Here is a 26,971-nt window from a genome sequence, read left to right as displayed (position 1 = left end):
TTTGACCCCGCAGTGCCCTGGACCCGGCGCGCCCTGCGGGCGGATACTCGAAACAGTGCGTCCGTCCTGGTAGGGCGGGGCGAGGTCGAGTTCGAGTGTGCCCTGGACAAAGTGAAGGACCCGTTCCGGGGGCGGGGGAAACGCGCCGCCCCGCGGACCTCCGTGTCCCGGGGGAGGGACTGACCGATTCCGCTCCGGGCGGCGGCGAACCGTTTCCGCTCTCGGCGGCGCAGCGGGCAACGTGGTTCGCGCAGCAACTCGAACCGCAGGTCCCGATCTTCATCGCCCAGTACGTCGAGTTCCACGGTGCGCTGGACATCGACCTGCTGCGGCAGGAGACGGTGGAAGCGGCCCGCGAATTCGAATCGCCCTTCCTCAAGGTGTACGACGTCGACGGCAGGCCGCTGCAGTACGTGGACCATCGGACGGACACGTCGATCGCGTACGTCGACTTCCGTGCCGAAGAAAATCCGGTGGTGGCGGCGCACGAATGGATGGAACGTGATTACGTCACGCCGCTCGATCTGAGCGCCGACCGGCTGGTGGAGACGTCGATCCTGCAGATCGGTGACGCGCACTTCCTGTGGTACAGCAGGATTCACCACGTCGCCCTCGACGGCTACGGCGCCATGACGATGCTGCGCCGGATCGCGCACCGGTACTCCGCGAAAATCGCGGGCCGCGAACCGGATCCGAACCGCGCGGTGAGCCTGCGGCAGCTGTACGACATCGACAGCCGGTACCGCGCATCCGAGCGTTTCGTGACCGATCGGGAGTACTGGGCGGGGCGGGTGGCCGGGCTCGAGGGCACCACGCTGGCGCGGACGGCGGGGCACGTGTCGGCCACCAGTACGGTGGAGAGCGCGGTCCTCTCGGACGACGTCGTGGCCGTTCTCGATTCCCGCGACAGCCTGTCGGCGGCGACCATCATCGCGGCCGCGGCGTGCTACCTGTCGCGACGCACCGGCAGAACCGATGTGCTGGTGACCATTCCGGTGTCGGCGCGCACCACGGCGGTGCTGCGCAATTCCGGGGGCATGCTCGTCAACGTGGCCCCGATGCCCGTCAGCGTCCGGGCCGACGACACCGTCGCGGAACTGATCGAGAAGGTCCAGCGTGAGCTGGTCGCCGCACTGCGGCACCAGCGGTGCAGCCTCGACGACATCCGCCGCGACGCCGGCGACACCGCGACGACGGCACTGTACGGGCCGATGGTGAACGTCATGTTGTTCCGCCAGGAGGTCGCGCTGGGTCCGCTCCTCGGCGATTTCCACATCGTCACGTCGGGTCCGGTCGAAGACCTGCTGATCAACGTGTATCAGAGCGGCACCCCCACCAGGATCTTCGTGGACTTCCGCGCGAACCCCAGCCGCTACGAGGACGACGAACTGCGGGAGCACCACCGGCAGTTCGTCGAGTTGCTGGAAGAACTCGCCACCGCAGACCCGGCGTCCCGGGTGGGCAGCATCCACGAGATCAGTTCCCGCACCGGTGAACGACTTCTGCGCGAGGCGGCGGAAATCGAGTACTGGCGCCGGCAGCTGGACGGATTGCCCGACCTCCTGCCGCTGCCCACCGACCGTCGGCGGCCCGCGAGGTTGTCGCAGGCGAGCGACCGGGTCACCGTGGTGGTGCCGGGGGAATTGCACCGGCGTGTGGCCGCACTGGCCGATGCCGCCGGGACCAGCGGCCGGATGGTGTTCCTGACGGCCCTGTCGATCCTGCTGGGCAGGGTCACCGGAAGCAGCGACATCGCCGTCGGAACGGTGGTGGACGTGGGCGATCGCACCGACACCGTGGTGGTGCGGTCGCGGTACGCGAGCGAGATGTCGTGCCGCGACTACCTGGCGCACGTCCGGGACGTCGCCATCGAGGCGGTGGCGCACACCGGCGTTCCGTTCGACCGCCTGGTGCGGGAACTCGGAGGGTCGGCGTCGGACGCGTACGCACCGATCGTCCAGGTGCTGCTCGACACCCGCGCGCCCGGCTCGGCCGATTCCACCGTGTCCGGTCTCGACCTGCGCGTCTCCGTCACCGAGGCGGCCGACGAGTCGGGCGGACCGGCGGGCGTCACCATCGAGTTCTGTTTCGCCGCCGACCTGTTCGACGCCCTCACGATCCGGGTGGCCGCCGAACGGTACCTCCGAATTCTCGGCGCGATGGCGGCCGATCCGGATGTCCCGGTCGGTGACATCGAGATCCTCTCCGAAGACCAATATTCCGCGCTGACCCCGGTACGAGGACGGCCGGGCCGGTCCGAGCGCACCCTGTCCGACGTGTTCGCGGACGCCGCCGCACTGGATCCGGCGGCGACGGCCCTGTCCCGGCAGGGCGAGGAGTTGTCGTACCGCGAACTGGACCGGTGGTCCACGCAGGTCGCGCGGATGCTGATCGACCGCGGGGTGGGACCGGAATCGTTCGTCGCATTGGCGCTGCCGCGTTCGTTCCGGTCGGTGGCGTCCGTGTGGGCCGTCGCGAAGACCGGGGCGGCATTCGTTCCGGTGGACCCGAACTACCCGGCCGATCGGATCGACTACATGCTCGCCGATTCGGGTGTGGTGCTGGGTCTGACGGAGAAGTCGGTGCGCGGCCGCCTGCACGACTCGATTCCGTGGTGCGTGCTGGACGATTCGGACTTCCAGGCCGGCTCCGCCGCCCGCTCCGATCGTCCGCTGACCGACTCCGACCGCATTCGGCCCCTGCACCTCGACAATGCTGCGTATCTGATCTACACGTCCGGCTCGACGGGGCAACCGAAGGGCGTCGCCGTCACACACCGCGGGCTGGACAACTTCGCTGCCGACCAGCAGGAGCGGTTCGGTGCCACGAGATCGTCCCGGACGCTGCACTTTTCGACCCCGAGTTTCGACGCGTCCGTCTTCGAGTACCTGCAGGCTTTCGGGGTGGGCGCGACGATGGTGGTGGTGCCGCCGTCCGCGTACGGCGGCGCGGAACTGGCCGACCTGCTGAAGTCGGAACGTGTCACGCACGGCTTCGTCACCACCGCCGCGCTCGGCACGATCCCGCCCGATGCGCTGGTCGACTTCCTCGACGTGGTCGTGGGCGGTGAGGCCTGCCCGCCGGAGCTGGTGGCACGGTGGGCGCCGGGTCGCAGGCTGTACAACGCGTACGGTCCCACCGAGACCACCATCATGGCGAACATCAGCGCGCCGATGACCCCCGGCGACCCGATCACGCTGGGCGGGCCGATCCGGGGCGCCGAGGAAGTGGTGCTCGACGCCCGGCTCCGTCCGGTGCCCGTGGGGGTACCGGGTGAGCTGTACATCGCCGGGTGCGGCGTGGCCCGGGGGTATCACCGGCGGCCGGGCCTCACCGCGGCGCGGTTCGTCGCCGACCCGTACGGCCGGGGCCGCATGTACCGCACCGGTGACGTGGTGCGGTGGCGGCCCGACCACACGCTCGAGTACCTGCGGCGCAGCGATTTCCAGGTGAAGGTGCGCGGTTTCCGCATCGAGCTCGGCGAGATCGACGCGATGCTGCAGACACATCCGGACGTGCGACTGGCCGTCACCATCGGCAGGCCGGGACCGTCCGGGGACACAGTCCTGGTCTCGTACGTCGTCCCGGCCGCGGGCAGGCCGATCGAGACGACGGAACTGCTGCGGCAGGTGCGGAACCGGTTGCCGGCGTACATGGTTCCGTCGGTCATCGTGGTGCTGGACGAGATCCCGTTGAACCCGGTCGGGAAGCTGGACAGGGCGGCGCTGCCGGAACCGCGGTTCCTGTCCGCCGCCGCCGAGTTCAAGGCGCCGACCGACCCGGTCGAGGAGTCGATCGCCGAGGTCTTCACGGAGGTCCTCGGCGTCGACCGGATCAGTGTCGACGACAGCTTCTTCGACCTCGGCGGCAATTCTCTCGTGGCGACGCGGGTGATCGCGCGCGTCAACGCGGCCCTCGGATCGGACGTGGGTGTGCGGGCGTTGTTCGAGGCGCCCACCGTCGAACTACTGGCGGCCTACGTTCGCCGTGCCGGTACGGAGCTCGTGGACCGGCCACCCCTGATCGTCGGGGATCGGCCCGAGCGGATTCCGTTGTCGCTGGCGCAGCAACGGATGTGGTTCATCAACCAGTTCGACCCGGCGTCGGTGGCGTACAACATCCCGATGGCCGTGCGCCTCACCGGTCCTCTGGACGCGGACACGCTGCGGGCCGCGGTGGGGGATGTGATCGAGCGGCACGAGTCGTTGCGCACCGTGTATCCGGCGTCGCCGGACGGGCCCTACCAGGTGGTCGTCGACACCGCGGACGTCCTCCCCGACCTCACCCCGCACGTCGACGGCGACGAGTCGCTGCACGAGAGGATCGCGACCCTCCTCGCCGGCGGGTTCGACGTGAGCGCGAAGGTCCCCTTGCGCGCGGCGCTGTTGTGGACCGGCCCCGACGAACACGTGCTGGTGATCGTGGTGCATCACATCGCCGCCGACGGGGCGTCACTCGCGCCGCTGGCTCGCGACCTGATGGTCGCCTACTCGGCGCGCCGGTCCGGGACCGTGCCGAGCTGGGAGCCGCTGCCCGTGCAGTACGCCGACTTCAGCGTGTGGCAGCGTCGCCTTCTCGGCAGTGCCGACGACGCGGACAGCCTGATGTCCCGGCAGCTGCGGTACTGGCGCGATGTGCTGGCCGGACTACCGGAGGTCAGCGCGCTGCCGCTCGACCGGAACCGGCCGGTCACCCGCTCACTCGAGGGCGCGACCGCGGCGTTCTCGATCGACGCGGGCCTGCACCGGCAACTGCTGCTCCTCGCGCGCGAGCACAACGCGACGCTGTTCATGGTGATGCATGCGGCGCTCGCCGTGCTGCTGTCGAGGATGTCCGGATCGGGTGATGTCGCCATCGGTACCCCGATCGCGGGCCGCGGCGAGGCGGCGCTGGACGACCTCGTGGGGATGTTCGTGAACACGCTGGTGCTACGAACCCCGGTGGAGTCGGACGAGGTGTTCGTCGACGTGCTGGCCCGGGCCCGGGACACCGATCTCGGCGCGTTCGGGCACACGGACGTTCCCTTCGAAAGCGTCGTCGACGAGCTCGCTCCCGGCCGGTCCACATCCCACTCGCCGTTGTTCCAGGTGCTGCTCGAATTCCAGAACACCGTGCGCGCCCACCTCGAGCTGCCGGGTCTGACCGTCGAAGCGGTGGACGTCGACCCGGGTGTCGCCAAGTTCGATCTGCAACTGTCGCTCGCCGAACACCACGACGAAAAGGGCACCGCGGCAGGGATGTCCGCTGCCTTCCTGTTTGCGACGGACGTGTTCGACCGGACGTCGGTGGACGGGTTCGGGGAGCGTTTCGTCCGGGTGTTGCGGGCGGTGGTGGACGACCCGGCGGCGGTGGTGGGCGACATTCCGGTTCTCGGTGCGGCCGAGCGCGATCTGGTGCTGGACCGGTGGAACCGCGAGGGTGCCACTGTCGACGCGCAGACCGTGGTCGAGCTGTTCGCGCGGGTGGCCGCGGTAACCCCGGACGCCACCGCGGTGGTGAGCGGCGACGAGACGATGACCTACGGTGAACTGGACGAGCAGGCGAACCGGTTGGCACGGTTGCTGATCGCCGAGGGTGTGGGAACCGAGTCGCTGGTCGCGGTGATGGTGGATCGCACGCCTGCCCTCGTGGTGACGTTGCTGGCCGTGCTCGCGGCCGGTGGCGGGTACGTGCCCGTCGACACCAGCTATCCCGCCGAGCGGGTGGCGGCGATGTTCGACGACGCGCAGCCCGTCTGCGCCGTGGTCAGCGCCGAATTCTCCGCGCTGGCACCGGCTGGGATTCCGGTGGTGGTGATCGACACTCCGGCGACGGCCGGTGCGGTGGCGGAACTGTCCGGGCTGCCGGTCACCGATTCGGACCGGTTGCGGCCGCTGCGGGCCGACGCCATTGCATACGTCATCTTCACGTCGGGATCGACCGGGCGGCCGAAGGGCGTGCAGGTGTCGCATCGGTGCGTCGTCACGCTGCTGGCCAACACCCGGGAACTGTTCGGGTTCGACGCATCCGACGTGTGGACGCTGTTCCACTCGTACGCTTTCGACTTCTCCGTCTGGGAACTGTGGGGTGCGCTCGTCCACGGTGGCAGGCTGGTGCTGGTCGACTACTTCACCGCACGGTCGCCGGACACGTTCCTCGAACTGCTGCGCCGGGAACGGGTGACGGTGCTGAACCAGACCCCGACGGCGTTCTACCAGCTGACGGAGGCCGACCGTGCGGCGAGCGCCGTCGAGGACACTGACCAGACACCACTGTCGTTGCGGCACGTGATCTTCGGTGGCGAGGCCCTCGACGTCGGGCAACTGGAGCGGTGGTACACCCGGCACGACGACCGGACCCCCGTGCTGGTGAACATGTACGGCATCACCGAGACCACGGTGCACGTCAGCTTCCTCGCCCTCGACCGCGCGCTGGCGGCGTCCGTGCCGGGCTCGGTGATCGGCGGCGGACTCCCCGGTCTGCGCGTCTACGTCCTGGACGGCCGGCTGCATCCGGTGCCGCCCGGGGTGGTGGGCGAGCTGTACGTGTCCGGCGACCAGGTGACCCGCGGCTACATCGGCCGGCAGGGTTTGACCGCGACGCGTTTCGTCGCCGACCCGTTCGACCACCACCGGGCGGGGGCACGCATGTACCGGTCGGGCGACGTCGTGAAGTGGGGTGCGGGCGGACGGCTCGAGTATGTCGGGCGCAGCGACTTCCAGGTGCAGCTGCGCGGTTTCCGGGTGGAACTCGGCGAAGTGGAGGCCGCCCTGGCCGCGTGCGCCGGGGTCGCGCAGTCGGTGGTCGTGGTGCGCGGCGACGACCGGGACGGCGACCGGCTGGTGGGTTACGTGGTCCCGGAGGCGGGTGCGGATGTCGACGCGGCGGCGGTTCTGGGCGCGGTCGGGGAGACCGTACCGTCGTACATGGTGCCGGCCGCGGTGGTGGTGATCGACGCCCTGCCCCTGACGGTCAACGGCAAACTCGACCGGAAAGCGCTGCCGGAAGCAGATTTCGGAACGTCGACAGTGGGATTCGCCGCCCCGCGCAATCCGGTGGAGGAGATCGTCGCCGCCGTGTTCGCCGACCTGCTCGGCGTCGTCCGGGTCGGGGCGAACGACAGCTTCTTCGCGCTCGGCGGGAACTCGCTTTCCGCGACCCGGCTCGTCGCCCGCATCAACGCTGCGGTCGGCAACCGACTGGGCGTGCGTGACGTGTTCGACGCCCCGACCGTCGCCGGGTTGGCCGCCCGCGCCGAGGCCGGGGGCTCCGGCCCGGAATCGCGGCCGGCGCCGACCCCGCGGGATCCGTCGCGGGAGGTCCCCGTCTCGCTCGCACAACAGCGGATGTGGTTCATCAATCAGTTCGACACGGCCAGCGCGGCGTACAACGTGGCGATCGCGCTCCGCCTCGACGGCACTCTCGACGCGCAGGCGCTGCAGGCGGCCGTGACCGACGTCGTCGAGCGCCACGAGTCCCTGCGCACCGTGTTCCCCCTCACCGACAGCGGTCCGCGGCAGGTGATCCTCGCGGCGGAGAACGTGGCGCCCGCTCTCACCCCGCACGCCGTCGGGTCGGCGGACCTCGACGCCGAACTTCACCGGCTGCTCTCCGCCGGGTTCGACGTGACGACGGAGGCGCCGGTGCGGGCCCGGCTGTTCGGGGTGACCGAGCGCGAGCACGTGCTCGCCGTGGTCGTGCACCACATCGCGGCGGACGGCTTCTCGATGGTTCCGCTCGCCCGCGACGTCCTGTCGGCGTACACCGCCCGGTGCCGCGGCGCCGCGCCCGACTGGACCCCGCTTCCCGTGCAGTACGCCGACTACACACTGTGGCAACGAGACTGGCTCGGGGGCGAAGACGACGACGGGTCGCCGCTCGCCCGCCAACTCGCCTACTGGACCGCCACGCTGGACGGCCTCCCCGACGTACTGGAACTGCCGACGGACCGGCCCCGCCCGGCCGCGCGCACCCTGGGTGCAGGCCGGGTCGAGTTCGAGCTCGACCCCGATCTCCACCGGAGCGTCGTGCAGCTCGCCCGCAGGCACGGATCGACCGTGTTCATGGCCCTGCACGCCGCGCTGGCGATCCTGCTGTCGCGGCTGAGCGTGTCGGACGACATCGCCGTGGGCACACCCATCGCCGGCCGCGGCGAGGCCGAGCTCGACGACCTGGTCGGGATGTTCGTGAACACCCTCGTGCTCCGCACCCCCGTCGACGGTTCCCGTACGTTCGCCGAGCTGCTCGTGCAGGTCCGCGAGGCCGATCTCGGGGCGTTCACGCACGCGGACGTCCCGTTCGAACGCGTCGTGGAGCGCCTGCGTCCCTCCCGGTCGACGGCGTACTCGCCGCTGTTCCAGGTGATGCTCGAATTCCAGAACACCGAGCGCCCCGAGCTGGAGCTGCCGGGCCTGCACGTCGAACCCCTCGACCTCGCGTTCGACACGATCAATTTCGACCTCCAGCTGACCCTGCGGGAGAACGTCGACGCCGACGGGCATCCCGCGGGCATCAGTGCGGCACTCGGGTACGCCACCGACATCTTCGACGCCGACACGGTGGCCGCGTTCGCCGAGCGCCTGGTCCGGATCCTGAGCGCTGTCACCGAGTCGCCGGACGCCCCGGTCGGTGACGTCGACGTCCTCGGCGCCGGCGAGCGGGCCGCACTGACGTCCGCGAGCGGGGGCCCCGGCGTGGCGGCACGGACGCTGCCGCAGTTGCTGAGGGCCGCCGCGGCCGCGGACCCGGATGCTGCGGCGCTGTCCTTCGACGGGCGTCCGGTGTCCTACCGGGACCTCGACGAGTGGTCGAACAGGCTCGCCCGCCTCCTGATCGAGCGCGGCGTCGGCCCGGAACAGGTGGTGGCGCTGGCATTGCCGCGGTCGATCGAATCCGTGCTGGCCGTCTGGTCGGTGGCCAAGACCGGGGCCGCGTTCCTGCCCGTCGACCCGAACCATCCGGCCGAGCGCATCGAGTACATGCTCGGCGACTCCGGCGCCGTCGCCGGTCTCACCACGGCCGCGCTGCGGTCGGCCCTCCCCGCGTCGATCCCGTGGCTGGTGCCGGGCGAGCCCGGGACCGAGGCCGAGCTGGCGCTGCTCCCGGCGGCGGCGGTGACCGACACCGACCGCACGTCGGCGTTGCACGTGGACCACCCCGCGTACGTCATCTACACGTCGGGATCGACGGGCCGACCGAAGGGCGTCGTGACCACACACCGCGGTCTGGCGAATCTCGCTGCGACGGAGCAGAACACGTTCGGCACGACCGGGGCGTCCCGGACCCTGCACTTCGCGTCGCCGAGCTTCGACGCCTCGGTGCTCGAGCTGATGCTGGCGGTCGGGCCGGGCGCGACGATGGTGATCGCGTCCCCGTCCGTCTACGGCGGCGACGAGCTGGCGGAACTGCTGCTGCGCGAGCGGGTCACGCACTGCTTCGTCACCCCGGCGGCGCTCGCCTCGGTCGATCCCGCCGGCCTCGAGAGCGTGCGGTGCGTCGTGACCGGCGGCGAGGCCTGCCCACCGGAACTGGTGGCCCGCTGGGCGCCGGGCCGGGCCATGTTCGACGCGTACGGTCCGACCGAGTCGACCGTCGTGTCGAGCATCAGCACCCCACTGACGCCGGGCCTACCGGTCACGATCGGCGCGCCGACGCTCGGGTTCACCGAGGCGGTCCTCGATCAGCGGCTGCATCCCGTGCCGGCGGGGGTCGCGGGGGAGCTGTACCTCGCCGGACCCGCGCTCGCGCGCGGCTATCACGGTCGGTATTCGCTCACCGCGGAACGCTTCGTGGCCAACCCCTTCGGGCCTGCGGGCGGCCGGATGTACCGGACCGGCGACCTCGTGCGCTGGACGGCGGACGGACAACTCGACTACCTCGGGCGCACCGACTTCCAGGTGAAGATCCGCGGATTCCGGATCGAGCTGGGCGAGGTCGAGTCGGCGCTCCTCGCACACGGCGACGTGGCGGCGGCGGTCGCCGACGTGCGCCGGGACGGCCACTCCGGCGACCGGCTGATCGGGTACGTGGTCCCCGAACCCGGAGCGGACATCGATCCGGGTGAGGTGGTGCAGTTCGCAGGCACGCGGCTCGCGTCGTACATGGTGCCCGCGGCCGTCGTGGTGATCGCGGCACTCCCGGTGACGGTCCACGGCAAGCTCGACCGGAAGGCGCTGCCGGAACCGGACTTCGGGGTCGCCGTCACCGACAGTCGTCCGCCACGCACCGAGACGGAGGCGCTGCTCGCCGGCCTGTTCCAGGATGTGCTGGGACTCGAGTCGGTGGGTGTGGACGATTCGTTCTTCGCGCTGGGCGGCGACAGCATCATGTCGATCCAGTTGGTGGCCCGCGCGAAGGCCGCGGGTCTGATCCTCTCCCCGCGGGACGTGTTCGAGCGCAGGACCGTCGCCGGTCTCGCCGAGGTGGCCCACTACGAGCGCGCGGATGCCGTGGTGCTGGAGGAACTGCCCGGCGGTGGCGTCGGCCCGGTTCCGCTGACACCCGTCGTCGCGTGGATGCTGGGGCGCAGCGGCGGCCGGCTGAACCGGTTCTCGCAGGCCGTGCTGGTCACCGCGCCGCCCCGGCTCACCCGTGACGATCTCGCCGCCGCCGTCGACGCCGTGCTGGACCGCCACGACATGCTCCGCGCGCGGCTTGCCGTCGACGAGTCGGGGCAGTGGGCCATGACGGTGCTGCCGACCGGATCGGTGCCTGCCGACGCGCTGATCCATCGCGTGCCAGTCACGTCGTTCGACGCCGGCGACTTCGATGCGGTGGCGAGAGCGGAACTGAATGCGGCGGCGGACCGCCTGGACCCGGCCTCGGCCAGCATGGTGCAGGTGCTCTGGTTCGACGGTCCCGGCGGGCAGGGGCGGTTGCTGCTGGTCGCACATCATCTCGTGGTCGACGGCGTGTCGTGGCGGATCCTGATCTCGGATCTGGCGGCGGCCCACACTCGCGTCGCCGAGGGCCTGCCCGCCGCGCTGCCTGCCATCGGGACGTCGATGCGGCGGTGGGCGCACGGACTCACCGATGCCGTCGCGGCCCGGCGCACGGAAGCGGGGCGGTGGCAGTCGATCCTCGACGGCCCCGATCCGCTTCTCGGCTTCCGGGCGCTGGATCCGGCCGTCGACGTCGATGCCACGACGGGCCGCGTCACCGTGGACGTACCCGCACACGTCACCGAGGCACTCCTCACCACATTGCCCGCGGCCTTCCACGGCACCGTCGGCGACGGCCTGCTCACGGCGCTCACACTGGCGACGATTCGGTGGCGGCGCCGTCGTGGGGTCGAGACGGCCGACGTGCTGGTCAACCTCGAGGGGCACGGCCGCGAAGACCACGTCGTGCCCGGCGCCGACCTGTCCCGCACCGTCGGGTGGTTCACCACACTGTTCCCGGCGCGACTCGACCTCGCGGGCGTCGACGTCGATGCCGCCCTCGCCGGCGACGACGCCGCCGGGGCCGCGATCAAAGCGGTCAAGGAACAGCTGCTCGCGATCCCCGATCACGGCATCGGTTACGGGATGCTGCGGTACCTCGATCCGGTCGGCTCCGCGGCGCTGAGCCGATTCCGGCCACCGCAGGTGAGTTTCAACTACCTCGGCCGGGTGGCGACGAGCGCGGGCGAGGTGCCCTGGCTGCCCGTCGCGGGCAGCGGGGACCTCGGCGGAACCCAGAACTACGACATGCCCGCCGCCTGGGTGGTGGACGTCAACGCCGCCACCACCGTCCGGGACGGCGCACCGGTGCTCACGGCGACGTGGTCGTACCCCGCCGGTGTGCTGGCCGCCGAGGACGTCGAGGAGCTGTCCGCACTGTGGGTTCGAGGACTCACCGCCCTGGCCGAGCACGCGAGCCGTCCGGGCGCGGGCGGGCTGACACCGTCCGATCTCGATCTGGTACCCGTCGGGCAGGCAGACATCGACCGGCTCGAGGGCACCTACCCGGACCTCGCCGACATCTGGCCGCTGTCACCGCTGCAGGCGGGTCTGCTGTTCCACGCGCAGCTGTCCGAGCATCGCCTCGACGCCTATCAGGTGCAGCTGGTCCTCGACCTGCGCGGCACCGTCGACTCCGCGAGGCTCCGCCGCGCCGCACAGGGCCTGCTCGACCGGCACACGAACCTCCGGGTGGCGTTCGCGGACACCGGCGGCGGACCGGTCCAGGTGGTACTCGATTCGGTGACCGCGCCGTGGACCGAGGTCGACCTGACACATCTCGACGACACCCGGCTCGCCGCGGAGGCGTCGGCACTCGTGGCGGCCGACCGCGCCGTCCCGTTCGAGATGTCCGAGGCGCCGCTGCTCCGATTCACGGTGCTGCGCACCGCACCCGACCGGTGCCGGCTGGTCGTCACGCATCACCACATCCTCCTCGACGGATGGTCCACGCCACTGGTGATCAAGGACCTGCTCGTCCTCTACGCCACGGACGGCGACACGACGGCCCTTCCCCGCGTCACGTCGTACCGCGACTACCTGCAGTGGATCGGCAGGCAGGACCACGAACGCTCCACGGCCGCCTGGGTATCCGCCCTCGCCGGCTCGGACGAGCCGACATTCGTGGCACCGGCGGCGCGCGGCGAGCAGAGCTTCGCCGAACCCGAGGACGTGCGCCTCGACGTGGGCGAGGAGAAGACCCGGGCGCTCGAGGCGCTCGCGCGCGAGCACGGGCTGACGATGAACACCCTCGTCCAGGTGGCGTGGGGGCTGGTGCTGACCACGCTCGGCACGCGCGAGGACGTGGTTTTCGGAGCCACGGTGTCCGGCCGCCCACCGGGAGTCGCCGGCATCGAGTCGATGGTGGGGCTGTTCATCAACACGGTGCCCGTCCGGCTGCGCCTGCGCCGCGAGGAGACGCTCGCGGAACTGCTGCAGCGTTTCCAGCGTGAACAGTCCGCCCTCCTCGATCACCACTACGTGGGACTCACGGAGATCCAGCGCGCCGTGGGCGCGGGCGCCGCGTTCGACACGCTGACCGTGTTCGAGTCGTATCCGGTGGACCGCATGGGATTGTCGGAAGACACCGACATCGACGGCATGCACGTCGCGGGGATCGAGGGGATCGACTCCACCCACTATCCGTTCACCCTGATGGCGCACGTCGACACCGGACTGCACCTGCGACTGCGCTACCAGCCGAACGTCTTCCAGGGCGAGTTCGCGGAGTCGGTGGCGGCCCGCGTCGCGCGCGTCGTGCAGATCCTGCTGTCGGACATCGACACGCCGATCGCCCACCTCACGCTGCTGTCGGAGGCCGAACTCCAGGAGTACACCGCGGTGTCCGGCGCCCCGGCCGGGCCGCCGAAGACCCTGCCGGAGATCCTCACGGCCTCGGCCTGGAACCGGCCGGAGGCGCCCGCGCTCGTCTTCGACGGACGCGAGACGAGTTACCGCGAACTCGACGAGCGGTCGAGCGCGCTGGCCCGCGTGCTCATCGATCGTGGTGCCGGACCGGAGACGTTCGTGGCGCTCGGGTTGCCCCGGTCACGGGAATCGGTGCTCGCGGTGTGGGCGGTCGCGAAAGCGGGCGCGGCGTTCGTGCCCGTCGACCCGAACTATCCCGCCGACCGCATCGAGCACATGCTGGCCGATTCCGGTGCGGCACTGGGTGTGACGACGTCGGCTCACCGGCACCGATTGCCCGGTTCCGTGCCGTGGCTGGTGCTGGACGATCCGGTCTTCGACCGCACGTGGTCCGCCGCACCCTCCGCCCGCGTGACCGACCTGGACCGCCGGTCGGTGCTCGACGTCGACCACGCCGCGTATGCGATCTACACGTCCGGATCCACCGGCAGGCCGAAGGGTGTCGTCGTCACCCACCGCGGTCTGGCGAACCTGCTCACCGAGCAGACCGAGCACTACACCGTGTCGCCCGACGCCCGGTGCCTGCACATCTGTTCACCCAGCTTCGACGTGGCGATACTCGAACTCGTCCAGTCGTGTGCCGCGGGGGCGACGCTCGTGATCGCTCCCCCCGACGTCTACGGCGGGGCGGAACTGGCGGCGCTGCTGCGTCGCGAACGCGTCACCCACGCCTGCATCACCCCGGCCGTCCTGGCCACCGTGGAGCGCGACGGTATCGAGCACCTCGAGGCGCTCGTCGTGGCCGGCGACGCCGTCGGCGACGAACTGGTCGCCGCGTGGGGTGCGGATCGGGCGATGTTCAACGGCTACGGCCCCACCGAGGCCACCATCCTCACCACCTTCAGCCGGCCGATGAGACCGGGAGAACCGGTCACCATCGGGGGCCCCGTCCGCGGCATCGCGCTGTCGGTCCTCGACGCGCGGCTGCAGCCCGTTCCGGCCGGGGTGCCGGGTGAGCTGTACATCGCGGGAACGGCTCTGGCCCGCGGATATCACCGGCGGCCCGCTCTCACCGCGGAGCGGTTCGTCGCCGACCCCTACGGCGGCGGCCGGATGTACCGCACGGGCGACGTCGTGCGGTGGCGTCGCGACCACACCCTCGAATACCTCGGGCGCAGCGACTTCCAGGTGAAGATCCGCGGTCAGCGCGTCGAACTGGGGGAGATCGATTCCGTTCTCACCACCCACCCCCACCTCGACTTCGCCGCGACCCTCGGCAGGCCGGGCCCACTGGGGGACACGGCGCTGGTGTCGTACGTGCTGCCGCACGACGGCGAGGAGGTCGCGGCACCGGACGTGCTCGCGTTCGCGGGCCGGATCCTGCCCAAGTACATGGTGCCCGCCGCAGTGGTGGTCCTCGACGAGATTCCGCTGACCCCCGTCGGCAAACTCGACCGGAAAGCGCTGCCCGCACCGGAATTCACGTCGGCGACCCTCGGGTACCGGGCGCCCACCACTCCGATCGAGGAGGCCGTCGCGCAGGTGTTCGCCGACGTGCTCGGTGCCCCGCGCGTCGGCGCCGACGACAGCTTCTTCGAACTCGGCGGCGACTCGCTCAGCGCCACCCGGGCGGTCGCGCGCATCAACTCCGCCCTCGACGCCGGGATCGGTGTGGCCGCACTGTTCGACGCGCCTGTCGTCTCCGATCTGGCCGTCCGGATCGACTCGGCCGCGACGGCGACCACCCCGTCGGTGGCACTCACCGCACGACCGCGCCCCGACCGGATCCCGTTGTCGCTGGCGCAGCAACGGATGTGGTTCGTCAACCAGTTCGACACGTCCTCGCCCGCCTACAACATCCCGATCGCCCTGCGACTGACCGGCACCCTCGATCACGCCGCCCTGCTCGCAGCGGTCGGCGACGTGGTCGAACGCCAGGAATCGCTGCGCACCGTGTTTCCCGGGTCGGTCGACGGACCGCACCAGGTGATCGTCGATCCGGGGCGGGCCACGCCCGGCCTCGATCCGGTGGCCGTCTCCGATGATCGTGCTCTGCGGGACGCCCTCGCGGCCCTGGCCGGCACCGGTTTCGACGTGAGTGACGAGATCCCGTTCCGTGCCCGGCTGTTCGAGCGGGGGCCGGAGAAACACGTCCTGGCGATCGTCGTGCACCACATCGCCGCCGACGGGTTCTCGATGATGCCGCTGGCCCGCGACGTCATGCTCGCGTACACCGCCCGGACCGTGGGGGAGACACCCGGCTGGACCCCGCTGCCGGTGCAGTACGCCGACTACAGCGTGTGGCAGCGGGACTTCCTCGGTGCGGTGGACGAACCGGACTCGGTGCTGTCGAGGCAACTGGGCTACTGGACGGACACCCTGTCCGGTGCGCCCGAGGTGCTGCAGATCCCCGTCGACCGGCCGCGCCCCGTCCAGCGGTCGTACCGCGGGGGCGTCGTGGAGTTCGACGTGCCTGCCCGGCTGCACCGGGCGTTGAACACGATCGCGACCCAACATAATTCGACACTGTTCATGGCGGTCCACGCGGCGTTCGCCGTCCTGCTGTCCCGGTTGTCGGGCACGGACGACGTCACGATGGGCACGCCCGTCGCCGGTCGCGGGCAGGCGGTGCTCGACGACGTGGTGGGCATGTTCGTCAACACGCTCGTCCTGCGGACCGTGGTGGATCCGCGGGCGTCGTTCGGTGAGGTACTGACGGCGGTCCGGGCCGCCGACCTCGGTGCGTTCGAGCACGCGGACATCCCGTTCGAGCGGCTGGTCGATCATCTCGCCCCCGAACGATCCACGTCGCACACCCCGCTGTTCCAGGTGCTCATCGAGTTCCGGAACGCGGAGGGCACCCACCTCGAACTGCCCGGTCTCACCGTCGACTCGCTCGACGTGGACCTCGGCGTCGCGAAGTTCGACCTGGAACTGAGCCTCGCCGAACAGATCGACGCGGACGGCGCGCCCGCCGGACTCGCTGCCGGACTGCGGTTCGCGACGGATGTGCTCGATCGCGACACCGTCGCCCGGTTCGGGGAACGGTTCCTCCGGGTGCTCGAGTCGGTCGCCGGTGCCACGGAGCTCCCGGTGGGCGACATCGAGATCCTGGACGCCGTGGAGCGCGACCTGCTGCTGCCGGCGCTCGCCGGGCCCGCCCCGCCGGACGCGACCCTGGCGGAACTCTTCGAGCGGGCGGCGCAGCGATCCCGCCACGCGACGGCCGTCGTGTGCGAAGGCGTGTCCCTCACCTACGACGAGCTGGATACCCGGGCGAATCGTCTGGCGCGGCTGCTGATCGCGCGGGGCGCCGGCCCCGAGACCCTGGTGGCCGTCGCCGCGGCGCGGTCGGTGGATCTGGTGGTGGCGCTGCTCGCGGTGGTGAAGTCGGGCGCCGGGTATGTGCCCGTGGACGTCACGTATCCGGCCGAGCGGCTCGCGTTCGTGTTCGCCGACGCCCGCCCGGTGTGTGTGCTGACCACCGAGGCCGAATCCGACGCGGTCCGGGCGAGCGGGGTCCCCCTCCTCCTCGTGGACAGCCCGGACGTGGCGGCCGAACTCGACCGTGCGTCGCCGCTGCCGGTGACCGACGGCGACCGGACCGGGCCGCTGCGCCCGGACTCGGTGGCGTACGTCATCTACACCTCCGGATCCACGGGGCAGCCGAAAGGCGTTCAGGTGGCGCACCGCAACGTCGTCACCCTGTTCGCGGACACGCAGCCGCTGTTCCGGTTCGACGCATCCGACGTGTGGACCATGTTCCACTCGGCGGCGTTCGACTTCTCCGTCTGGGAGCTGTGGGGTGCGCTGCTCCACGGTGGCCGGCTGGTGGTGGTCGACTACTTCACGACCCGCTCACCCGACATGTTCCTGCGCCTGCTGCGGGACGAGAGCGTCACCGTCCTGAATCAGACTCCCACCGCCTTCTACCAACTCGCCGAGGCGGACCGGGTCGCCGGCACCACCGCACTCGCCCTCCGCGTCGTGGTGTTCGGCGGCGAAGCCCTCGACCTGGGACAGCTCACCCGCTGGTACGCGCGACACGTCGACACCACCCCGGTGCTGGTGAACATGTACGGCATCACGGAAACCACCGTGCACGTCAGCCACCTGCCGCTGGACGAGGAACTCGCCGCGTCCGCGTCGGCCTCCGTGATCGGCCGGGCATTGCCCGGACTGCGCGTGTACGTGCTCGACTCCCGCCTGCACCCGGTACCGCCGGGAGTGGTCGGGGAACTCTACGTGTCGGGCGCGCAGGTATCCCGTGGGTATCTGGGCCGGTTCGCGCTCACGTCGACCCGGTTCGTGGCCGACCCGCACACACCCGGTTCGCGGATGTACCGATCCGGCGACCTCGGCCGGTGGAACGCGGACGGGCAGCTGGAATATCTGGGCCGCAACGACTTCCAGGTTCAGGTCAGGGGGTTCCGCATCGAGCTCGGTGAGGTGGAGTCGGCGCTCCTCGCCTGCGAAGGCGTGGCGCAGTCGGTGGTGCTGGCGCGGCGCGAGCGACTGGTGGGCTACGTGGTGCCCGAGGCGGGCCGGGTGCTGGACCCGGCCGGAATCGTCGACACGGTCGCCGGCCGCCTGGCGGCGCACATGGTGCCCGCGGCCGTGGTGGTACTCGACGCCCTGCCCCTCACCGTGAACGGCAAACTCGACCGCCGAGCGCTGCCCGAACCGGACTTCGGACGGCAGGTGTCGCTCGGCCGCGCACCGGCGACGGAGACGGAGCGGATCCTCGCCGGCCTGTTCGCCGAGGTGCTCGGCCTCGACTCGGTGGGAGTCGACGACTCGTTCTTCGCGGTGGGCGGCGACTCCATCATGTCGATTCAGCTCGTCACGCGGGCGAAGGCGTCCGGGGTGGTGATCACCCCGCGGGACGTGTTCGAACGCAGAACGGTTGCCGCACTCGCTGAGGTCGCGACCGCGGGCGAGCAGACGGTCACGTTGGAGGAACTGCCCGGCGGCGGCGTCGGCGAATTCCCCCTGACCCCGATCGTGCACTGGATGCTGGGCAGGGACGGCGATTTCCGGCGGTATTCCCAGGCCGCGCTGTTCACGACTCCCGCCGCACTGGACGAAGACACGCTGACGGCGGCGATGCAGGCCGTCCTGGACCGGCACGACATGCTGCGCGCCCGGCTGTACCGCAGCGACCGGGCCGAGCGCGGCGCGGCGATGGCGGTCGCGCCGCCCGGCTGGGTGCGGGCGACAGCGGTGCTGCGCACGGTGCCGCTCGACGCCGTGGACTCGTTCACCGAGGCCGCGTCCCGCGAACTGGGCGCCGCCGCGAGCCGGCTCGACCCGGAGTCGGGTGTGATGGTGCAGGCGGTGTGGTTCGCGAGCAACGCGACACCGGCCGCCGCGGGACGGCTGCTGATCGTCGCCCATCACGTGGTGGTCGACGGGGTGTCGTGGCGCATCCTCGTCCCCGACCTCGCCCTCGCGTGCGCTCAGGTGCTGGCGGGTGAGTCGCCCGCCCTGCCCGGCACCGGCACGTCGATGCGCCGGTGGGCGCACGCCCTCACGGACGTGGCGCAGGAACCCTCTCACACAGCCGAACTCGACCTGTGGCGGCGGATGCTCGACACCCCGGACCCGCCGCTCGGGTCGCGGCCCCTCACCGCCACCGACGTCCAGACCGCCGACGTCGAGGTCCGGATCCCCGTCGAGGTGACCGAGGCGCTGCTGACGACGCTGCCACAGGCCTTCCACGGGAGTGTCGGAGACGGACTGCTGACGGCGCTGGCGTTGGCGCTGGTGCGCTGGCGCCGGGCGCGGGGGATCGAGTCGTCCGGCGCGCTGGTGAATCTCGAGGGGCACGGTCGTGAGGAGCAGGTGGTTCCGGGCGCCGATCTCGCCCGCACCGTCGGCTGGTTCACCACGATCTTCCCGGTGGGCCTCGACCTGAGCGGCGTGGACGTCGACGACGCGTTCGCGGCCGGCCCCGCCGCCGGTGCCGCGGTCAAGGCGGTGAAGGAGCGGTTGCAGTCGATCCCCGACCACGGCATCGGGTTCGGGCTGCTCCGGTACCTCGCCCCCGAGACGGCTCCCGTGCTCGCGGCCCTGCCGGGCGCGCAGGTGAGCTTCAACTACCTCGGCAGGCTCGGTTCGGGTTCCGCGCCGGACGGCGCCTGGACGCCGGTCGCCGACGCGGGCCTCGCCGCCGCCGCGCATTCCGGGCTGCCCGCGGCGGCCGTCGTCGACGTGAACGCCAGGACCACCGACACCGCCGCAGGTCCCGCCCTGACCGCCACGTGGTCGTTCCCCGTCGGGGTGATCGCGGCCGACGACGTCGGCGAACTCGCGAGCCTGTGGGTCGGCGCGCTCGAGGCCATCACCGCGCACGCCAGGTCCGGTGGCGGCGGATTCACCCCGTCCGACCTGAACCTCGTCCGGCTCGGCCAGAGCGCGATCGACGACCTCGTGCGCCGCTATCCGGCGATGACCGACGTCTGGCCGCTGTCACCGCTGCAGGCGGGCATGCTGTTCCACGCCGAACTGGCCGACGAATCGGTGGACGCCTACCTCGTCCAGCTGATTCTCGACCTCGGCGGCGACGTCGATGCGGCTCGACTGCGCCGGGCCGCAGCCGCGCTCCTCGACCGTCACCCGAACCTGCGCAGCGCGTTCTGTCACGACTCCGAGGGCGGGGCCGTGCAGGTCGTCTCGGGCCGGGTTGCCGTGCCCTGGCGGGAAATCGACCTGAGCGGACTGGGCCAGGACGCGGCGGCCGCCGAGATCGAGCGACTACTGGCCGCCGACCGGACCACCCCCTTCGACATGGCCACCGCACCACTGATCCGGTTCCTGCTGGTGCGGACGCCCGGCGGACGCCGGCGACTGGTGTCGACGAACCACCACATCCTGCTCGACGGCTGGTCGATGCCGCTGATGATCCGGGAACTGCTCACGCTGTACGCCACGAATGCCGACCCCGCGCCGCTGCCCCGGGTACGGGACTACCGCGACTACCTGGCGTGGATGAAGGGGCGCGACACCGACCTGGCCGCGCGGGCCTGGGCGGACGCCCTCGCGGGGGTCGAGGAACCGACGCTGCTGGTGCCCGCCGACCGGGCTCGGCAGCTGTCGACCGTGTCGCGGGAGTGGGTGTTCGACCTCGACGAGGACCGGACCGACCGGCTGCGCGAATCCGCGCGCGCTCGCGGGCTCACCCTCAACAGCATTCTGCAGACGGCATGGGGCATCGTGCTGGGGATGCTCACCGGACGCGACGACGTCGTGTTCGGCGCCACCGTTTCCGGCCGGCCGCCGGAACTCTCCGGCATCGAGACGATGGTCGGGCTGTTCATCAACACCGTTCCGGTGCGCGTCACGCTGCGCCCGGAGGAGACGCTCGGCGCGTTGCTGGAGCGGGTGCAGGCCGAGCAGGCGGCGATGCTCGATCACCACTACACGGGTCTCGCCGAGATCCAGGACGCCGCGGGTCCCGGCGTCGGGTTCGACACCCTCACCGTGTTCGAGTCGTACCCGGTGGACCGGGCCGGGCTGTCGGAAGACACCGACATCGCCGGGCTCCGCGTGACCGGCGTGGATGCCCGCGACGCCGCCCACTACCCGCTGAGCCTCGTCGCGTCGGCGGCGGCGAGCCTGCACCTGAAGTTCGAGTACGTGCCCGACCTGTTCGCCCCCGGCGCGATCGAGGACATCGCCGAGCGGGTGGTGCGGGTGCTCGACGCCTGCGCCGGACCCGACGTTCCGCTGGCCCGGCTGTCACTGCTCACCGAGCGGGAACGCGCAGAACTGGTACCGGTCCGCGGTGGTCCCGCCGGCTCCGTCCGCACGCTCCCGCAGATCTTCACGGACGCCGCCGCGGTCGACCCCGATGCGGTCGCCCTGTCGTCCGGCGACGTCGAGGTGTCGTACCGGGAGCTGGACGAGCGGTCCAATCGGCTCGCCCGTGCTCTGATCGCCCGCGGACTCGGACCGGAAACGTCGGTGGCCGTGGGTATCCCACGGTCGATCGAGTCGGTGCTGTGCGTCTGGGCGGTGGCCAGGACCGGGGCCGTGTTCGTGCCCGTCGACCCGAACTATCCGGGCGAGCGCATCGCGCACATGCTCACCGATTCGGAGTGCGCACTCGGGCTGACGACGTCCGAGCATCGCGCCCGCCTGCCCGAAAGCATCGGCTGGCTGGTCCTCGACGACCCCGCGTTCGCCGCCGAGTGCGCGGCCGCATCCGCGGCACCGGTCGGCGACGGCGACCGCACGGCACCGGTCACCCTCGACACGGCCGCCTACCTCGTCTACACGTCCGGGTCCACCGGCAGGCCGAAGGGCGTGACCGTGACGCACCGCGGTCTCGACAATTTCGCCCGAGATCAACTCGCCCGCTTCGGGGCGGATCCCGGGTCCCGGACGCTGCACTTCTCGACACCGAGTTTCGACGGATCCGTATTCGAGTATCTGCAGGCGTTCGGCGCGGCGGCGACGATGGTGATCGCGCCGACCACCGTCTTCGGCGGCGACGAACTCGCCCAGCTGATCCGCGACCGGCACGTCACGCACGCGTTCGTCACCACGGCGGCGCTCGCGTCCCTCGACCCGGCGGGGCTGGATCAGTTCACCGACGTCGCGGTCGGCGGCGAGGCCTGCCCACCCGAACTCGTGTCCCGGTGGGCGCCGGGGCGCCGGTTGTACAACGCGTACGGGCCGACCGAGACCACAGTCATGTCCAACATCAGCGATCCCCTGACCCCGGGGGAGCGCATCACCATCGGTGGACCGATCCGCGGTGTCACGGAGTTGGTGCTCGATTCCCGGCTGCAGCCCGTTCCGGCGGGGGTTCCGGGGGAGTTGTACCTCGCCGGTGCGGGACTGGCGCGCGGCTACCACCGGCGCCCCGGGCTGACGGCGGAACGGTTCGTCGCCGACCCCGCCGAGCCAGGGCAACGGATGTACCGCACCGGCGACATCGTGCGCTGGACCCCCGAGCGCACCATCGAGTACCTGGGCCGCAGCGACTTCCAGGTGAAGGTGCGCGGGTTCCGCATCGAACTCGGCGAGATCGACACCACCCTCATGGCGGACCCCGACGTCCGGTTCGCGGTCACGGTCGCCTACCGCGGCCCGGCCGGGGACACACTCCTCGCGTCCTATGTCGTGCCCGCACCCGAGCGAGCCCTCGACACCGAGACGATCACCCGCCGCCTCGCGGGCAGACTGCCCGCCCACATGGTTCCGTCGTCGATCACGGTGCTGGACGAGATCCCGCTGAACGCCGTCCGCAAGTTCGACCGCAAAGCCCTGCCCGCACCCGAATTCGACGTCGGCGCGCGCGAATACCGGGCACCCGCCGATCCGGTCGAGGCGACGGTGGCCGAAGTCTTCGCGGAGGTCCTCGGGCTCGACCGGGTGAGTGCGGATGCGGGATTCTTCGACCTCGGCGGCAACTCACTGAGCGCGACCCGCGCGGTGGCCCGCCTGCGTGCCGCACTCGACACCGACATCGGGGTGCGGGCGCTGTTCGAGGCGCCCACGGCCCAGGCGTTGGCCGCGCGCATCGAGCACGCGGGGGCGGGTCCGTCCGGCCGTCCCGCCCTCACCGCCGGGGACCGCCCGGACCGCATCCCGCTGTCGTACGCCCAGCAACGCATGTGGTTCATCAACCAGTTCGACACGAGTTCGCCCGCCTACAACATCCCGATGGTGGTGCGGCTCACCGGCGACCTCGACGTGGATGCGCTGACCGCCGCGGTCACGGACGTCGTGACCCGGCACGAGTCGTTGCGCACCCGCTTCCCGCTCCGCGACGGCGAACCCGTCCAGGAGATCCTCGCGCCCACCGGCCACCAGGGCTGTGGCCGATCGGAACAAGCGCCGACGCTCGGGCCGATCGCGGTCGCAGACGAAAGTCGCCTCCGGGAGGAGCTCACCCGGCTGGTGTCGGCCGGCTTCGACGTCGCCGCCGCCGTACCGCTGCGCGTCGCCCTGTTCTCCCTGGACCCGACGGACCACGTGCTCGCCGTCGTGGTCCACCACATCTCGGCCGACGGTTTCTCGATGGCACCGCTGGTGCGGGACGTGATGATCGCGTACGAGTCCCGCGTCCACGGTCGCGCTCCCGCATGGACGCCGCTGCCGGTCCAGTACGCCGACTACACACTGTGGCAACGCGGGCTGCTGGGTTCGGAGGACGATCCCGGGTCGCTGCTCTCGCGGCAACTGGCCTACTGGGAGTCGGCGCTGGCCGGGCTGCCCGAACTCCTCGAACTGCCTGCCGACCGTCGGCGTCCCGCACAACAGTCGTTCCACGGCGACCGGGTGCGCTTCGCGATCGCCCCCGGCCTCCACGAGCGGATCCGGACGGCGGCGCGAGAGCACCGGTCCACCGAGTTCATGATCGTGCACGCCGCACTCGCGGTCCTGCTCGGGCGGCTCGGCGGCACGGGGGACGTGGCGATCGGGACCCCGATCGCGGGCCGCGGTGAGGCGGCGCTCGACGACCTCGTCGGAATGTTCGTCGGCACGCTGGCCCTGCGCACCCCCGTCGAGGCGGGACAGCCGTTCCGTGACCTGCTCACGCGGGTGCGCGATGCCGATCTCGGCGCCTTCGCGCACGCCGACGTGCCCTTCGAACGGGTGGTGGACGCCGTCGGACCGGTGCGGTCGACCGCCCATTCGCCGCTCTTCCAGGTGTCCCTCGAATTCCAGAACACCGAGACTCCCACGCTGCGGTTGCCGGGGCTGAGCGTCGAGGGGCTCGATCCCGACCTCGACGTCGTGAAGGTGGACCTCGAGGTGATCCTCGACGAGCGGTTCGCCGCGGACGGCACGCCCGCGGGCATGGTGGGTGCGATCGACTACGCGACCGACCTGTTCGACGCCGACACGGTGCGGGGTTTCGCGGAACGGTTCGTGCGCATCCTCGACACGGTCACCGCGGAACCCGTCATTCCGGTCGGCGACATCGAGATCCTCGGCAGCGACGAAGTCGCGGCGCTCACCCCGGCGCACGGAGCACCCGACGCCCCGAATGTCCTTCTGCCGGAACTGCTGTCGGCCGCGGTCGATCGAGACCGGGGCGCCGACGCGGTGTCCTACCGGGGCAGGACGATCAGCTACCGCGAACTCGACGAGGCGTCGAACCGGCTGGCGCGCCGGCTGATCGAGCACGGTGCGGGTCCGGGAACCACCGTCGCTCTGAGCCTGCCGCGCTCGATCGAATCGGTGCTGTCGGTGTGGGCCGTCGCTCGAACGGGCGCCGCGTTCCTGCCGGTCGACCCCGGGTATCCACTCGACCGCATCGAGCACATGCTCACCGACTCCGGTGCCGTGTCCGGGGTGACCCTCCGGGCACCCCGAGATCGGCTGCCCGACACCGTGAACTGGATCGTGCTCGACGACGCCGAAGACGAGGAGCGGATCCGGGTGCAGTCGCCCGCCCCCGTCACCGACGGGGACCGGACGGCACCGCTGCACGAATCACATCCCGCGTACCTCATCTACACGTCCGGATCCACGGGTATCCCCAAGGGAGTGGCCGTCACGCACCGTGGCCTGGCGAACCTCGCCGCGGAGGAGCGCGACCGTCTCGCCGTTACCCCCGGCTCCCGGGTGCTGCACTTCGCGTCGCCGAGTTTCGACGCGTCCGTGTTCGAACTCGTGATGGCATTCTGTGCGGGTGCGACGCTGGTGATCGCTCCGCCGACGATCTACGGCGGCACCGAACTGGCCGGACTGCTGAGCGACGAGCGCGTGTCCCACGGATTCGTCACCCCGACCGCGCTGGCGTCGATGGACCCCCTCGGCTTCGAGTCGCTGCGGACGCTGGTCGTGGCCGGTGAGGCCTGTCCACCCGAACTCGTCGCCCGGTGGGCGCCCGGCCGCCGGATGTTCAACGCGTACGGGCCGACCGAGACCACGATCATGTCGAACATCAGCGACGTGCTGGTGCCGGGCGACCCGATCACGCTCGGCGCACCCACCCGCGGCGTCTCGGAGGTCGTGCTGGATCCGCGGCTCCGCCCGGTGCCGGTCGGTGTGGTCGGTGAGCTGTACGTGTCGGGACGCGCCCTGGCGGCCGGGTATCACCGTCGGCCCGGTCTGACGGCCTCCCGCTTCGTGGCCGCGCCCTGGGGTGTCCCGGGCGAGCGGATGTACCGCACAGGAGACGTGGTGCGGTGGCGCCGGGACGGCACCCTCGAGTACGTCGGGCGCACCGACTTCCAGGTGAAGATCCGCGGGTTCCGCATCGAACCCGGCGAGATCGACGCGGCACTCACCACCCATCCCGACGTCGGGTTCGCCGTCACGGTCGGCCGTGCCGGGCCTGCGGGGGAACCGCTGCTCGTCTCGTATGTCCGTCCGATCGGCGGCGCGGACGTCGACACCGCGGAACTCACCCGTCTCGTCGGGGAGCGGTTGCCCGCCCACATGGTGCCCGCCGCGATCGTCGTGCTCGAACAGATTCCGCTGACGCCGGTGGGCAAGCTGGATCGCGCCGCACTGCCCGCACCCGAGTTCCTGTCGGGCGCCCGCTTCCGGTTGCCCGCGAACGACCTGGAGGCGGCGGTCGTGGACGTCTTCGCCGACGTCCTCGGGCTCGACCGGGTGGGGGCGGACGACAACTTCTTCGAGCGGAGCGGCAACTCCCTGCTCGCCACGAAGGTGATCGCCGCCCTGCAGGAGAGACTCGACCGGAAGATCCCGCTGCAATGGATGTTCCTCGATCCCACCCCGTCCGGCCTCGCAGGCAGGATCGCACTGCCGTCGGCGGAGGGCGGTGTCATGGAGGCACTCGGGGTGGTGATTCCGCTGCGCACCGAGGGCACCGGACGGCCGCTGTTCTGTGTCCACCCGGGAATCGGGCTCTCCTGGGGGTACGCGGGCCTCATCCGGTATCTGCCCGCCGACCGCCGGGTGTACGGACTCCAATTGCCCACGATCAGCGGGGACGGCGACTACCAGTCGATCGAACAACTTGCGCACCGGTACGTCGAGGAGATGAAGGCCATCCAGCCGGAGGGGCCGTACGACCTCCTCGGCTGGTCGCTGGGCGGGGTCATCGCCCACGCGATGGCCGTCGAACTCCAGAATGCCGGTGAGGAGGTCGCCACCCTCGCGGTCATGGACAGCTATCCCGACAACGGAGAGGATTCGCTGTTCGGGAAGCTCGACATGCGGGATCTGCTCCGCGGACTGGGGCTCGTCGTCGCGACCGACGGCGACCTCACGTACGAACGCGCGGCGGAACTCCTCAACGAATCGTGGGGCAGTGACTCCGGACTGCGCGGAGAACACCTCGAGCGAATCAACGGCGGATACGAGAATTCACGAAAACTGGTCCACCGGTTCGAGCCGCAGGTTTACGATGGCGAGCTGCTGATCTTCCCCGCGACCGGCGACGACGACGGCACCACGCGCGCCCGGTCGGCGGACGAGTGGAGACCGCTGGTGACCGGTCGAATCGTGGAGCACCGGGTGGACTGCGGACACAACGACATGATCGAGCCACAGTCCCTCGCCGTCATCGGGCCGGTGCTGTCGAGGTATCTCGAAGCCGGTCGCACCCCGCGCCGCGACGACCGAATCCGCTGAACAGAGCCGCGCCGCTGTGCAACGATGGGGTCTGTGCGCCCTGTGGACGGCGAACGAGTTTTCTGGGGGGCGGGGAAAAGCTACCGCCTCCCGCATTCGCGAGCCAGGATTCGGACGCG

General features: G+C 71.0%; 1 protein-coding gene. It reads left to right on the top strand.

The window, feature by feature from the left end:
* Positions 1 to 95 precede the first annotated feature (95 nt).
* Positions 96 to 26,852 (top strand): non-ribosomal peptide synthase/polyketide synthase, encoded by a 26,757-nt coding sequence (locus OYT95_RS11115; RefSeq protein ID WP_268791471.1) that lies wholly within the window; start codon positions 96 to 98, stop codon positions 26,850 to 26,852.
* Positions 26,853 to 26,971 lie beyond the last annotated feature (119 nt).

The organism is Rhodococcus sp. JS3073 (assembly GCF_026810085.1).
Taxonomy (GTDB): Bacteria; Actinomycetota; Actinomycetes; order Mycobacteriales; family Mycobacteriaceae; genus Rhodococcus_F; species Rhodococcus_F wratislaviensis.
The sequence above is the reverse complement of the archived record's forward strand: the minus strand, read 5'-3'. Positions and strand labels throughout refer to the sequence as shown.